Raw genomic sequence first — 13,178 nt, forward strand, 5'->3', positions numbered from 1 at the left:
GTCCCAGCCCGTGGCGCGGTTGCCGCGGGATCCTGCGTATTAGGTGTCCTTGCCCAGTGACGCGAGCGGCGCGACGTCGGTGGCGCCGAGGCGCACGGACTCGGCTGCGGCGTCGTCGGGCTCCCGTTCGGCCGCGGCCTCGGCCTCGGCGCGCGCGGTGTAGGAGGCGACCTCGCCAAGGCGCGTCGCCTCGTCCCAGCCCAGCACGCCGGCCAGGATGCCGGAGATCTCCCCGAGCGCGGCGAGCCCGCGGTCGGCGACCTCGTAGTTCAGCCGCGTGCGGTGGAGCATCGTGTCCTCGAGGTGGAGCGCGCCCTCGTGGCTGGCCGCGTAGTGGATTTCGGCGCGCAAGTAGGCCGGCGCGTGCTCCAACGGCCTGGCAAGCGAGGCGTCCTGTTCGCAGAGCCACACGATGTCCGTGATGAGCGAGCCGTAGCGGTGCAGGAGGTGGTCGACCATCGGCGCGGACCAGCCGTGCTCCTTCGCGTACCGGCGACTGAAGTTGCGTTGAACGTCCAGGTTCACGGCGCCGACCAGCGGAACGTTGCTGGTGACGGAGGGGTTGGCCGCGGCCTCCTCGCCCAGGGCGAAGTCCACGGCGTCCTGGGCCATTACGCGGTAGGTGGTCAGCTTCCCGCCCGCCGTGACCGTCAATCCGGGGACCGGCGAGGCCGTGGTGTGCTCGCGGGAGACCTTCGCGGAGGACGTCCCCTCCTTGGTGCCCGGCTGCAGGAGCGGCCGCAGGCCCGCCCACGTGCCGATGATGTCCTCCCGGGTGAGCGGCTTGGCCAACACGGCGTTGGCGTGCTCCAGGACGTAGTCGATGTCCGCGGACGTCGCGACCGGGTGCTGGAGCTCCTGCTCCCAGGGGGTGTCCGTGGTGCCGATCAGCCAGTACCGCGACCACGGGATGACGAACAAGACACTCTTCTCCGTCTGCAGGATCAGTCCGGCCTCGCCGCGGATGCGCTCGCGCGGGACCACGATGTGGATGCCCTTGGACGCGAGCACCCGCAGCCCGCCGGTGCCGCCCGCGAGTGCCTCCGTCTCCTCCGTCCAGACGCCGGTGGCGTTGATGGTGTTGCGCGCGTGGACGCGGAACGAGTCTCCCCGTTCGAGGTCCCGCAACACCGCGCCGTCGATCCTGCCGGCGTCGTTCCTTGTCATTTCGACGACCTGCGTGCGGCTGGCGGCGTGGGCGCCGTGCGAGGCCGCGGTGCGGATGAGCGTGGAGACCAGCCGGGCGTCGTCGACCGATGCGTCCCAGTAGCGGATGGCGCCGACGGCGGCGTCGTGCCTGAGGTCGGGGAACAGCCGTTCCATGCCGCCGCGCGTGAGGTGGCGGTGGAAGGGGAGTGCGCGCTTGCCCGGGGCGAGGGTCGCGAGGGTGTCGTAGAGGGCGACGCCGGCGCCGACGTACGCGCGCTCCCAGACGCGGTGCTCCAGGGGATAGAGGAAGGAGACGGGGCGGACCAGGTGCGGCGCCAGGCGGTTGATGAGCTGGTCGCGTTCGGTGAGCGCCTCGTGGACCAGGTGGAAGTCCAGCATCTGCAGGTAGCGCAGGCCGCCATGGACCAGTTTGCTGGAGCGGCTGGAGGTGCCGGCGGCCCAGTCCTGGGCCTCGACAACGCCAGTGCTCAGGCCGCGGGTGACGGCGTCGAGCGCGGTCCCCGCGCCGGTCACCCCGCCGCCGACGACGAGGATGTCGAGCGGGTTGGCCGGGGACGAGGCCCGCATCGCCTCCAGCGCTTCGCCGCGGGCCTCGGGCGTCAGTCGTGAGGAGGGGGCGGGCATCGATGGCGTCCTTCCGGTTTGCGTAGAAACACTGTGCTCAACGTCACATTGGACTCCACCCTTGCACAAAGTCTTCCCGGGCGTAAGGGGGGCGGAATGCATGCTTGCCGAGGGCGTGCGCAGGTGTCGCGTCCAAGCGTGGACCGGCGTCTGTCCGCAGTTAATGTCCAAGACGCATCGCGTTGGTGTTGCGGCGGCATCGTTGACCGGTGCGCTGCTCATCCATCCGGCGCATGCGGCTGTTCGCCTCGTCACAATGGCGCGAGCCGTCGGGAAAGACCACGAGAGGGAGTTCTGCCTTGCTGAAAAAAACAGGCTTTCTGACGATGGCGGTTTCGGCCGCCCTGCTCTTGGCCGGCTGCGGCCAGTCCGGCGGCGACGGGGCCGGCGCGGCGGCCGGGGAGGAGGCCGGCGGCACGCTGGTCGTCTCCACGAACTCCAATTCCGAGGGCCGCGGGGAGTGGTTGGAGAAGGCCGCCGAGGAGGCCGGCTTCGACATCCAGATTGTCGGCGCGGGGGGCGCAGACGCCACGAACAAGCTCATCGCCGAGAAGAACAACCCGGTTGCCGACGTCGTCTACGGACTCAACAACGTGTACTTCGAGCAACTCAAGACGGAGGAGGTGCTGGAGCCCTACACGCCCGCATGGTCCGGGGACGTCGACGAAAGCCTCGGCGACCCGGGAGGCGAGAAGGCGTACTGGCCGCTCGTGGAGCAGGCGATCGTCCTGTCCTACAACACCGCGGCCATCTCCCCGGAGGAGGCCCCGACGGACTGGCCGGACCTCTGGACGAAGGACGAGTTCAAGACCCGCTACGAGCGGGTCACCGGCATGGGGGGAGCGACCACGCAACTCGTCATGGCCGGCATCCTGTCCCGATACCAGGACCCGAACGGCGATCTCGGCGTCAGCGACGAGGGATGGCTGCAGATCGAGCAGTATTTCCAGAACGGCGTTCCGCAGGTCAAGGACCTGGACCTGTTTGCCCGCTTCGCGGACGGCGAGGTCGACCTGGGACAGATGCCGTCGTCGTCCATCCCCGGGCGCGAGGAGGCGTACGAGGTGGAATCGGCCTCGGTGGCCCCGGAGATCGGGGTTCCGTATGCGATCGAACAGGTCGGCATCATCGCGGGTTCCGACAAGCAGGAGCAGGCCAAGAAGTTCGTGGACTGGTTCGGGAGCGCAGAGGTGCAGGGCCAATGGGCCCAGGAATTCGACTCGCTGCCGGTGAACGAGGCGGCGCTCGAGGAAGCGAAGCCGGAGATCGTGGAGTTCAACGCCCAGTTCGAGCGCCAGGACATCGACTGGACGTTCGTCCAGGAGAACCTGGGGTCCTGGATCGAGAAGATCGAACTCGAATACATGTAGTAGGACCGACCCGGCGGGGGGGTGAACGGCATCGCGCCGTCCACCCCCGTCCGCCGCACCGCAATCCGCCTCTTCCAGCAACGCCCGGAGACACCCCATGATTCGATTCGAGAACATCCAGGTCACCTTCGACTCCTTCACGGCCGTCGAGGACCTCAACCTCCAGGTCGACCCTGGCGAGTTCTTCACCCTCCTCGGCCCCTCCGGCTGCGGCAAGACGACCGCGCTCAGGACACTGGCGGGCTTCGTCGACCCAGCGCGCGGCGACGTCTACGTGGACGGCCGGAAGGTCACCCGCCTGCCCAGCGACAAGCGGCAGGTGGGCATGGTCTTCCAGAACTACGCGCTGTTCCCCTCCATGTCGGTCTGGGAGAACATCGCCTTCGGCCTCAAGGTCCGCCGAACCGCGGCCGACGAGCGGAACGAGCTGGTGGCGGACATGGCCCGGCGCGTGGACCTCTCCGAGGAGCAGCTCGGCAAGAAGGTTTCCGACCTCTCCGGGGGCCAGCAACAGCGCGTCGCCATCGCCCGCGCCCTGGTGCTCAAGCCCAAGATTCTGCTGCTCGACGAGCCGCTGTCCAACCTCGATGCCCAGCTGCGGCACCAATTGCGCGGTGAGCTCAAGGCGTTGCAGTCGGAATTCGGCATCACCACCGTCTACGTCACCCACGACCAGGACGAAGCGCTGACCATGAGCGACCGCATCGCCGTGTTCAACAAGGGCCGTGTGGAACAGATCGGTACGCCCCAGGAAATCTACGATGCGTCCTCGACCGAGTTCGTCTGCAACTTCATCGGCGACAGCTCAACGCTCACCCCGCAACTGATCCACCAACTGAACGGATCGTCCGGGACGGCACTGAACCCCCGGCGGCTGTCGTACCTGCGCGTGGAGAAGGCGGCATTCGAATCGCCGGCAGGCGGGGCGGCGCACGACGACGGGAGCGTCGCCGTCGACGGCCGCATCACCGCGCGGAACTACCACGGCCTCCACAGCCGCTACACGGTGCGCAGCCACGACGCGGACATCAAGGTCATCTTCAGGGAAAGCGGGCATGCGAGTCCGCAAGTGGGCGAATCCGTCCGGGTGAGGATCAATCCGGCGCACGTCCTGCAGTTTGGACACGCTGCGTGAGTGGCGGAGGCAAGCTGCTGCGCTCGCCGTCGGTCCTGGTGACCATGGGGATCCTGCTGTGGTTCACGGCGGCGTTCCTGGTCTGGCCAAACATCAGCCTGCTGACCGAGACGTTCTTCCCGGACGGCAGGTTCTCCGGACGCGCCGTCGAAAAGCTCCTGTCCTCGGAGCGCGCCATGACTTCCCTGGGCAACAGCTTCCTGTTGGCCGTCGTCCTGTCCGTGAGCGTCAACGCCGTCGGCATCTTCGTGGTCTTGGTGACGCAGTACTTCCGGATCGCCGGTTCGAGGGTTCTGTGGCTCGGCTATGCCACCACGTTCATCTACGGCGGCATCGTCCTCGCGGCGGGGTACAAGTTCATCTACGGTGCGGACGGGATCGTCACCAAACTCCTGGCCGCATCGTTCCCGGGCATGGACCGGAATTGGTTCGAGGGGTTCTTCGCCGTCCTGGTCGTGATGACCTTCGCGACCACCACCAACCACATGCTGTTCCTGGGCGCAGCCATCAAGAACGTGGATTTCCAGACCGTGGAGGCGGCCCGGAATATGGGTGCGACTCCGTGGACCATCCTGCGCCGCGTGGTGCTTCCGACGTTGAAGCCGACGCTCTTCGCCGTCACCATCCTCTCCTTCCTGACCGGGCTGGGCGCGCTCAGCGCACCCCAGGTCCTGGGCGGACGGGACTTCGAGACCATCACGCCGATGATCCTGACCTTCGCCAACTCGTCCACGTCCCGGGACATCGCGGCGCTGCTCGCTCTCATCCTCGGCGTGGCCACCATCGCCATGCTGGCCGTCATGACGCGGCTGGAACGGGGCGGGACCTACTACTCGGTGGCCAAGGTCGCGGCCCCCCTGCAGAAACAACGGATCGAACACCGGGGCGCGAACATCGCGGTCCACGCGGCGGCCTACCTGCTCTTCGCCGTCTATCTCCTGCCGCTGCTGTTGGTGGTGCTGTATTCGTTCATGGACAGCGCGGCCATCAGCACGGGCGTGCTCTCGGCGGAGCGGTTCACCCTGGAGAACTACGCGCGTGTCCTGACGCAGGACGAGGCGCTGCGGCCGTTCATCGTCAGCATTGTCTACAGCGCGATGGCGGCACTGATCGCCGTGGGCGGCCTGCTGTTCGTCACGCGCATCCTGCAGAAGTACCGGGGGTGGGTGACGGGGACCTTCGAATACCTGCTGCACATTCCGTGGATCCTTCCGGCGGCCATGATCGCGCTGGGGCTGCTCATCACCTACGACAGGCCGAACCCGCTGCTCGGGGGCGCCGTCCTCAGCGGGACCGTGTTGATCCTCCTGGTGGCCTTCGTCATCGTGAAGATCCCGTTCACGCTGCGGATGCTCAAGGCCGCGTTCGCTTCCGTCAACGAATCCATGGAGGACGCGGCCGCCATCATGGGGGCGGGCAGCCTCTACACCTTCCGGCGCATCCTGCTGCCCGCGGTGCTGCCCGCCGCAGCGGCCATCGCCGCCCTGAACTTCAACAGCCTGCTCGATGACTACGACACCGCCGTCTTCCTGGCCCACCCGCTGTATCAGCCGCTGGGACTGCAGATCAAGGCGAACACCGATGGCGGCTCCGGCGTCGACGCCATCGCCAACACGTTTGTGTACACGGTGCTGCTCATGATCGTCATGGGATTGACCATGTACCTCGTCTACGGCCGCGCGGGCCGGGGACCGCGTCGGCGCCGGATGGCCGCACGCGCTGACGTCGGTCCGGCGTTAGCCCCCGCGGGGGAGCCACCCGCTGGCGATTAGGCCCGTGGCGCGTCCAGCAGGATGCCGGCGAAGAACTCCGCCAGCTCCCCGTGCGCGTCCAGCGGCAGCACGTTCGCCACGTACTGGTCCGGGCGGACTACGACGACGGCGCCCCGCGCGCGGTCGATCCCGCGGGCGTCGAAGATGTCCTCGGACGTCGGGTCCGGGGTGAACACCTTCTCGTAGTCGACCAGGCCGAACGGGCCCTTGCGCGGCAGCAGGAACTCCGGCAGGTCCGCGACCGAGAGCTCGCGGTGACCCTGCTGCAGCACCGCGCGCACGTCGAAAACCGCATCCGGATCGGCCCCGGCGGGCGTGTGGCGCCGCACCGGCGAGGCAACGCCGTCGGACAGGAAGCGGACGAGGCCGGCAAAGCCGGAATTCTCGGCGGGAGCCGCCGCGTCCCCGAACACGTAGATGCGCCAGCGGCCGTCCGCCTGGGCGACGTGTCCCAGGCCCAGCGGCTTGGCGTCGGCCAGCCGGATTACCGGGGCGGAGTGGAAGCGCTCGCCGACCGGGAAGCCGGACGCCAGATGCTCGTGGGTGCCCCGTCCGGTGATCATGGACGGGGCGTAGTCGGTGCCGAAGCCCGCGGTGAACCGGCCGCCCTCGGTGAAGATCCGCTGGCGTTCGGCGGCGTCCATTCCGCCGGCTTCCGGGTTCCCCGGGTCCTTCGGCTTCGCGGCCATCGCGGAAGACCAGCGGGTGTCGAAGTCGATGAGCTCCTGGGCAATGACCTGCCTCTCCTCGGAGTAGGTGTCCAGCAGGGTCGCCGGGCTGCGGCCCTCCAGCACGGCCGCAAGTTTCCAACCGAGGTTGAACCCGTCCTGCATGGACACGTTCATGCCCTGGCCGGCCTTCGCGGAGTGCGTGTGGCAGGCGTCGCCGGCGATGAACACCCGCGGGGACCGCGTGCCACGCTTGGCGGGCAGGACGTCGTCGAACCGGTCCGCGACGCGCTGGCCGACCTCGTAGACGGACCACCAGGCCGTGTCCTTGACCTCCAGCGTGTACGGGTGGAGGATCCGCTGGGCGGCCTCGATGATCGAGTCCTGCGTGAAGCGGTTCCGCGCCTCGCGGTCGCCCGGGTCGAGGTCTCCGAGGTCCACGTACAGCCGGACCAGGTAGCCGCCCTCCCGCGGGATGATCAGGATGGAACCGCCGGAGGCCGACTGGATGGCGGATTTCAGCCGGATGTCCGGGAAGTCCGTGACGGCGAGGACGTCCATCACGCCCCACGCGTGGTTGCGCGCGTCCCCGCGCAGCTCGATGCCGAGCGAGGTGCGCACGGCGCTGCGGGCGCCGTCGCACCCCACGGCGTACTTCGCGCGGACGGTGACCTCGGTGTCGTCCGCGACCCGGCGCAGCGTTGCCGTGACCGGGTGGTCGCCGGAGTCCGCGACCTCGAGGCGCTCGAGCTGCAGTCCGTAGTCCGGTTCCAACCGGCTGGGGGAGCGGCGCATGTGCTCCAGGAGGTAGTCCTGCATCCGCGCCTGGTTCACGATCACGTGCGGGTATTCGGAGAGGCCGTCGGCGACGTCCTGGATCCGTCCGGTGCGCACGATCCCGTCGCCCTCCGGGCCCCAGAACGCCGTCTCGTTGACCCAGTAGGCCTCGCGGACGAGCTTCTCGGCGAGGCCGAACGCGTTGAACATCTCGACGGTGCGGCAGGCGACGCCGTCGGCCTGGCCCTTGGCGAGCGGTCCCTCGCGGCGCTCGATCACCATCGTGGAGATCCCCGGGAACGCCGCCATTTGGCCCGCGAGGACGATGCCAGCCGGCCCGGTGCCGACGACGAGGACGTCGACCTCCCGGGGAAGCGCGCCGTCGGAGCGGTCCCGCCGTCCGGGCTCCGCCGGGACGTCTTCGGGGTCGCCGGGACGGTAGCCGTCTACGTAGAACTGCATGGTTCTCCTCGGTGGTTTGGGGGGTGATCGCTGAAGGAAACCCTAGTGAGGCGCATGACGCGCATGCCAGCAAATTCTGCACCGCAGAATTCTCGACGGGCGCGCGGTCAGGGTGTTTCGGGCTGGAGGTCCGCGAGAACGGCCGAGCAGGTGGCAAGGAGGTGCGCGACGGCGTCGTCCGCTTGGATGTCCGCGGCGCGGGAGAGCGGCGCGCCGACGGACAGCGCCAACGTGGAGCCGCGCGGCGTTCGGCCGACGACGGCGCCCACGGCCGCGATGTCCGCCTCCGTCCGTCCGAGGTTGACGGCGTAGCCGCGCGCGCGGATGGTGGCGAGCTCGCGCTGGAGCGTTTCGAGTTCCGCGGGCGCGAGGCGGTTGCCGGAGCGCCGGGCGGCGCGGCCGGTGTAGAGGTGGACGACGGCGGCCTCGGGGAGCGACGCGAGGGCCGCCTTGCCGCCGGAGGACGTGTGCGCGGGAAGGACGGTGCCGGTCCGGTCGCCGATGCGGAGCAGTTGCGGACCCTCGGCGCTGGAGAGGAAACGCGCGGTGACGCCGACGCGCTCGACCAGGTTGACGGTCTCGCGCACGGACCGCGCCAGCGCCTCCAGGTGGGGGCGGGCAAACGCGACGATCCCGTGCGTCGCGGCCTGCGCCGCGTCGGGGCGCAGGCGCGGGCCGGCGCAGTAGCGGCGTTGCTCGTCCTGGAGCGCGAAGCCGCGGTAGACGAGGGTGGCCATGAGGCGGTGCGCCGTGGAGGGCGCGACGCCGAGTTCGCGCGCGGCCTCGCCGATCCGCACCCAGTCCCGCTCCTGCAGCAGGACGACCAGCCGCAGCGCGCTGTCTACTGACTCGACGGCGTATTCGGGGCGTTTGACGATGCTGGTTTTCGGCACAGCAGAATTTTACGTCCGCGGGGCGCTAGTGTGGCGGCATGGTCGACGTCACCACGGAAATAACCATTGACCGCCCCGTCCACGAGGTCGCCGCCTATGCGGCCGACCCGCGGACGGCGACCCTCTGGTACGGCAACATCGTCAGTTCGCACCAGCTCACGCCCGGCCTGCTGGCCGTGGGCACCGAGATCGCCTTCACCGCCGTGTTCCTGGGACGGGAGCTGAGGTACACCTACACCGTCAGCGAATACGACGCGGGCTCCCTTCTGGTGATGCGGACGTCCGAGGGGCCCTTCCCGATGCGCACCACCTACCGGTGGGAGGACGCGGGGGAGGGCCGCACGCGCATGACACTCCGGAACGACGGCGAGCCCAGCGGCTTCTCGCGGGCGATGGCGCCGCTAATGGCGCGCCAGATGAAGGCGGCTAACCGCAAGGACCTCGCGGCGCTGAAGCGCGTGCTCGAGGAAGGGCTGGCAGGAACGTGACGGCAAGGGGCTGGGGCGATCCGGTGTCCAGGGTCGTGACGGACCTGGGGCGTTAGGCGCGCGCGGCCATAAACCGCATCACCGGCTTCGCCAGGGACGCCCCGATGTCCTCCTGGGTCCGCTTGTTGCCCCGGACGACGAAGGAGTGGTCGCCGCCCTCGGTCCATTCGACGGTCGCGTTCGCTCCGATGCGCTCGGCGACCGGGTCCAGTTCCTCCGGTTGGGCGAAGGTGTCGCGGGTGCCCTGCAGGAAGAGCATCGGAAGGGCCAGCCCGTAGAGGTGGGCGTCGCGGGGCTTTTCCGGCTTGCCCGGCGCGTGGAGCGGGTACCCGAGGAAGACCAGTCCGGCGGCCGGCATGCCCTCGGCGACGGCCATCGACGCCATGCGTCCGCCGAACGATTTCCCGGCGGCCCACACGTGCTCGTTCTCCGCGCGGGACACCGCCGCGTCCATGGCCTCCCGCCACGCGGCGATGGCCAGCGGCGGCCGGTCCGGGAAGCTCCGGCCCGCCTCGCGGTACGGGAAGTTGAAGCGCAGGGTGGCGACGCCGCCGTCGTTCAGCGCCTCGGTGAAACCCGTCAGGAACGGGTGTTCCATCCCGGCGCCGGCGCCGTGCGCCACCACCACGGACGCGGACGGGTTCCGGGGACGCGCATAGGCGGCCGAGACCGGGGTTCCGTCGATATCCAGGGCAAACTCTTCGCGGTGCGGTCGCATGCGTCCAATCTACGGCGATTCAGCCTGGGGACAAGGCGGGGATCCCGGCGACGAGGCTCCAGGCGATCGCGATCATCACGGCCGCGACGACGGCGTCCAGGACGCGCCAGGCGACGGGCCGGGCGAACAGGCCCCGGAGCGCGCGCGCCCCGTAGCCGACGACGACGAACCAGACCACGCTCGCGACGACCGCCCCGGCCGCGAACACCCACCGGGCCGCACCGTGCGTCGACGCCACCGAACCGAGCAGCACCACCGTGTCCAGATAGACGTGCGGATTGAGCCACGTCAGCGCCAGACAGGTCAGCAGGGCCGTCATCCACGAGGCGCGCCCGACGGTGCCGTCCGCGCCCGCCGCATCGCCCTCCACCGTGAGCGCGGCCGGACGGAACGCCCGGACCAGCGCCAGCGCGGCGTAGCCGAGCAGGAACACGGCCCCGCAGATGCGCGCCGCGGTCATCGCCCACGGGGCGGCCTCAACGAGCGCGCCCATGCCCGCGGTCCCCGCCAGGATGAGGGCGGCGTCGGACAGGATGCAGACCGCGACGACGGTCCCCACGTGGCGGCGCAGGATTCCCTGACGCAGGACGAAGGCGTTTTGGGTGCCGATGGCGGCGATCAGGGAGATCCCGGTTCCGAACCCGGGCAACGCTGAGGAGAGGAAAGGCATGGATCGACCGTACGGTCGCGGTTCCCATGAAGTCCAGATCATTATTTTCGGTATCCATGAGATTCTTTAATGATGGATGTCTCCTCCGAGCAGTTGCGCACCCTGGCCGCGGTCGTGGACACCGGCACCTTCGAGGCCGCGGCCGCCGTCCTGAACGTAACGCCGTCGGCGGTCAGCCAGCGCATCCGACAGTTGGAACGCTGTGCGGGAACGGTGCTGTTGCGCCGGACCAAACCGGCCGGCACGACGGCGGCCGGCGACGTGCTGCTGCGTCTGGCCCGGCAGCTGGAGGCGCTGTCCGCGGACGCCGCGCTCGGGCTCCGGGGAGCCACCGGGGGGCCCGGCGCGGACCGTGCGCGCCTCGCGATCGCGGTCAACGCGGATTCCCTCGCGACGTGGTTCGAGGGCGTCCTCGCGGACATGGCCGCGGACGCGGACCTGGAGCTCGAGGTGCTCCGCGAGGATGAGGGGATCTCGGCCGAACACCTGCGCACGGGCCGGGTCATGGCCGCCGTCACCACCAGTGACCGGCCGATCCAGGGGTGCACCTCCGAGCTGCTCGGAACGCTGGAGTACCACGCCATGGCCACGCCGGAGTTCGCCGCCCGGTGGTTCGGGCCCGCGCGGACGGCGCGGGCCGGCGGCGGCCATCCGCTCGAGCGGGCCCCGGTGGTCCACTACGACCGCAGCGACGGACTGCAGTGGGGCGTCGTCCGTGGCGTCGCCGGCGCGGAAGCCTCCCCGCCGTCGCACTACGTCCCCGATTCGGCCCTGTTCGTCCGCGCCGTGGCCGCCGGGCTGGGATGGGGGATGGTGCCCGCCGGGCAGGCCCCGGACGACGGCTCGCTGGTCATGCTCGACGACGCGTGGTCGCGCCCCGTGCGCCTCTACTGGCAGCGCTGGAAGATCGAGACTCCCGCGTTGTCGCGCGTCTCGGCCGTGGTGTCCCGCGCCGCGTCCCAGTGGCTGGGCCTCGGTTAGACCGCAGCGACGAGGTGCGGATATTCCGCGGAACGGTCCTGGAACTCGAGGATGGCCGGATTGGCGACTTCGCCGTCGCGGATCTCGATCGCGCGCCGGATGGTCTCGCTCGCGTCCCATCCCGCGGGACCCTCGAGCACGGGGCGCAGGAACGGCATCAGCGCCTCGCTGACCTCCCACGTCGCGGAGTTCCACAGGTACGACGGCGTGTGGTCCACGCCGTAGTAGTGGATGTGGTCGCCGACATCGAACATCGGATCCTGGAAGCTGGTGGGCCGGGCCCAACTGAACCCCATGCCCTCGTCGCAGGATACGTCCACGATCAGGCTGCCCGGCCGGAACTCCGCCAGGTCCTCCTCGTTGAGGTAGGTCAGCGGCGCGTTAGGGTCCTGCAGTGTGCAGTTCACGATGATGTCGTGCTCCGCCAGATACGGGGCCAACGGCAGGCGCCCGCGGTCCGTGATGACCTGGCTGAGGTACGGGGCCTCGTCGGCGTGGTCGAACTGCGTGATCCGCACGGAGTGGATGGGGGACCCGACGGCGGCCACGCCGCGGCTGGTGAGGACCTCGACGTCGTGCACGCCATGCGCGCTCAGCGCGGTCACGGCGCCGCGCGCGGTGGCGCCGAACCCGATGACGACGGCGGTGAGCCGGCGACCGTAGACGCCGGTGGTGCCGATCAGCTCGAGAGCGTGGAGCACCGAGCAGTAGCCGGCCATCTCGTTGTTCTTGTGGAACACGTGCAGGCCGAACCCGCCGTCGGACGCCCAGTGGTTCATGGCCTCGAACGCGATCAGCGTCAGCCGCTTGTCGATGGCCAGCTGCGTGACGGCGCGGTCCTGGACGCAGTGCGGCCAGCCCCAGAGGATCTGGCCGTCGCGCAGCTCGGCCAGATCCTCCGGCTGCGGCTTCGGCAGCAGGACGACGTCGGCCTCCGCGATCAGTTCCGCCCGGCTGGCCAGGCGCCAGACCAGCGGCTCGAGCTGTGCGTCCGAGATGCCGAAACGCTCACCGTACCCGTGCTCCAGGATCATGCGCCCGCGCAGGTCCGCGTCGATGCGCTCCAAATGGAGCGGGTGGATGGGCAGCCGGCGTTCATCGGCCTTGCGCGTGGTGGCCAGGATGCCGATGCTCAGGAGCGACACGGGTGCTCAGCGCTTCTTGGTGACGGTGACGATCTCCGAGGCCGCGGCGCCGGCCGCCTTGGCCTTCTTGTCGTTGCGCTTTTCCTTGATGGACTTGGCGGCGACCTTTTTGGCGGACGACTTGTTGGGGGATTTGTTGGCCATGGTGAGCTCCTCGCGGAAGCAAGTGCTACTGCTTCCTTACAGGAGCAAAAGTTGCTCCCTATCGTTGAGAATACGGCACCGCACCCGGACAACGTGCCGTGGCTAGGATGGACGGCGATGGAAAACCCAACGCTGACCCCCAAGCCGACGCGCGCACCCCG

General features: G+C 69.4%; 12 protein-coding genes. 5 read left to right on the plus strand and 7 right to left on the minus strand.

What is annotated here, in order from left to right:
• Positions 1-39 precede the first annotated feature (39 nt).
• On the minus strand, positions 40-1,794 hold the full coding sequence (locus tag ACHAAJ_RS13080) for a glycerol-3-phosphate dehydrogenase/oxidase (protein WP_435728631.1): 1,755 nt from the start codon (positions 1,792-1,794) through the stop codon (positions 40-42).
• Between the two features lie 299 nt (positions 1,795-2,093).
• Here ACHAAJ_RS13080 and ACHAAJ_RS13085 point away from each other — a divergent pair, with 299 nt between their 5' ends.
• From ACHAAJ_RS13085 to ACHAAJ_RS13095, 3 genes are all read left to right on the plus strand, one after another.
• A complete protein-coding gene (locus tag ACHAAJ_RS13085; RefSeq protein WP_435728632.1) occupies positions 2,094-3,164 on the plus strand; it encodes an extracellular solute-binding protein in 1,071 nt (356 codons plus the stop codon).
• 97 nt (positions 3,165-3,261) lie between these two features.
• Positions 3,262-4,299, plus strand: coding sequence for an ABC transporter ATP-binding protein (locus ACHAAJ_RS13090; RefSeq protein WP_435728633.1), 1,038 nt, complete (start codon positions 3,262-3,264; stop codon positions 4,297-4,299).
• Between the two features lie 44 nt (positions 4,300-4,343).
• Positions 4,344-6,071 carry an ABC transporter permease gene (locus ACHAAJ_RS13095; RefSeq protein ID WP_435728672.1) on the plus strand — a complete coding sequence of 576 codons (1,728 nt, stop codon included), beginning with the start codon at positions 4,344-4,346 and terminating at the stop codon, positions 6,069-6,071.
• On the opposite strand, the gene ACHAAJ_RS13100 is transcribed toward ACHAAJ_RS13095, so the two are convergent.
• Together ACHAAJ_RS13100 and ACHAAJ_RS13105 are read right to left on the minus strand one after the other, a co-directional pair.
• Positions 6,068-7,978 (minus strand): FAD-binding monooxygenase, encoded by a 1,911-nt coding sequence (locus ACHAAJ_RS13100; protein ID WP_435728634.1) that lies wholly within the window; start codon positions 7,976-7,978, stop codon positions 6,068-6,070. The genes ACHAAJ_RS13095 and ACHAAJ_RS13100 overlap by 4 nt on opposite strands.
• A 107-nt stretch (positions 7,979-8,085) precedes the next feature.
• On the minus strand, positions 8,086-8,871 hold the full coding sequence (locus tag ACHAAJ_RS13105) for an IclR family transcriptional regulator (RefSeq protein WP_435728635.1): 786 nt from the start codon (positions 8,869-8,871) through the stop codon (positions 8,086-8,088).
• 38 nt (positions 8,872-8,909) lie between these two features.
• Between ACHAAJ_RS13105 and ACHAAJ_RS13110 the strand changes: the two genes are divergently transcribed.
• Positions 8,910-9,359: an SRPBCC family protein gene (locus ACHAAJ_RS13110; RefSeq protein WP_435728636.1), complete on the plus strand. Its 450-nt coding sequence runs from the start codon at positions 8,910-8,912 to the stop codon at positions 9,357-9,359.
• Between the two features lie 52 nt (positions 9,360-9,411).
• On the opposite strand, the gene ACHAAJ_RS13115 is transcribed toward ACHAAJ_RS13110, so the two are convergent.
• Both ACHAAJ_RS13115 and ACHAAJ_RS13120 read right to left on the minus strand, forming a co-directional pair.
• A complete protein-coding gene (locus ACHAAJ_RS13115) occupies positions 9,412-10,077 on the minus strand; it encodes an alpha/beta hydrolase family protein (protein ID WP_435728637.1) in 666 nt (221 codons plus the stop codon).
• A 19-nt stretch (positions 10,078-10,096) separates the two neighbouring features.
• Entirely contained in the window at positions 10,097-10,747 is a 651-nt protein-coding gene (locus tag ACHAAJ_RS13120) for a LysE/ArgO family amino acid transporter (protein WP_435728638.1), read from the minus strand.
• A 72-nt stretch (positions 10,748-10,819) separates the two neighbouring features.
• Here ACHAAJ_RS13120 and ACHAAJ_RS13125 point away from each other — a divergent pair, with 72 nt between their 5' ends.
• Entirely contained in the window at positions 10,820-11,728 is a 909-nt protein-coding gene (locus tag ACHAAJ_RS13125) for a LysR family transcriptional regulator ArgP (RefSeq protein WP_435728639.1), read from the plus strand.
• Here ACHAAJ_RS13125 and ACHAAJ_RS13130 read toward each other — a convergent pair.
• Together ACHAAJ_RS13130 and ACHAAJ_RS13135 are read right to left on the minus strand one after the other, a co-directional pair.
• Positions 11,725-12,873 carry a N(5)-(carboxyethyl)ornithine synthase gene (locus ACHAAJ_RS13130; protein ID WP_435728640.1) on the minus strand — a complete coding sequence of 383 codons (1,149 nt, stop codon included), beginning with the start codon at positions 12,871-12,873 and terminating at the stop codon, positions 11,725-11,727. The two genes, ACHAAJ_RS13125 and ACHAAJ_RS13130, sit on opposite strands and share 4 nt — an antisense overlap.
• Positions 12,874-12,879: 6 nt before the next feature.
• Positions 12,880-13,017, minus strand: a complete 138-nt coding sequence (locus ACHAAJ_RS13135) for a hypothetical protein (RefSeq protein ID WP_435728641.1) — start codon at positions 13,015-13,017, stop codon at positions 12,880-12,882.
• Positions 13,018-13,178: the final 161 nt, after the last annotated feature.

Source organism: Arthrobacter arnarulunnguaqae, from assembly GCF_051262515.1.
In the GTDB taxonomy this organism is placed as follows: Bacteria; Actinomycetota; Actinomycetes; order Actinomycetales; family Micrococcaceae; genus Arthrobacter_N.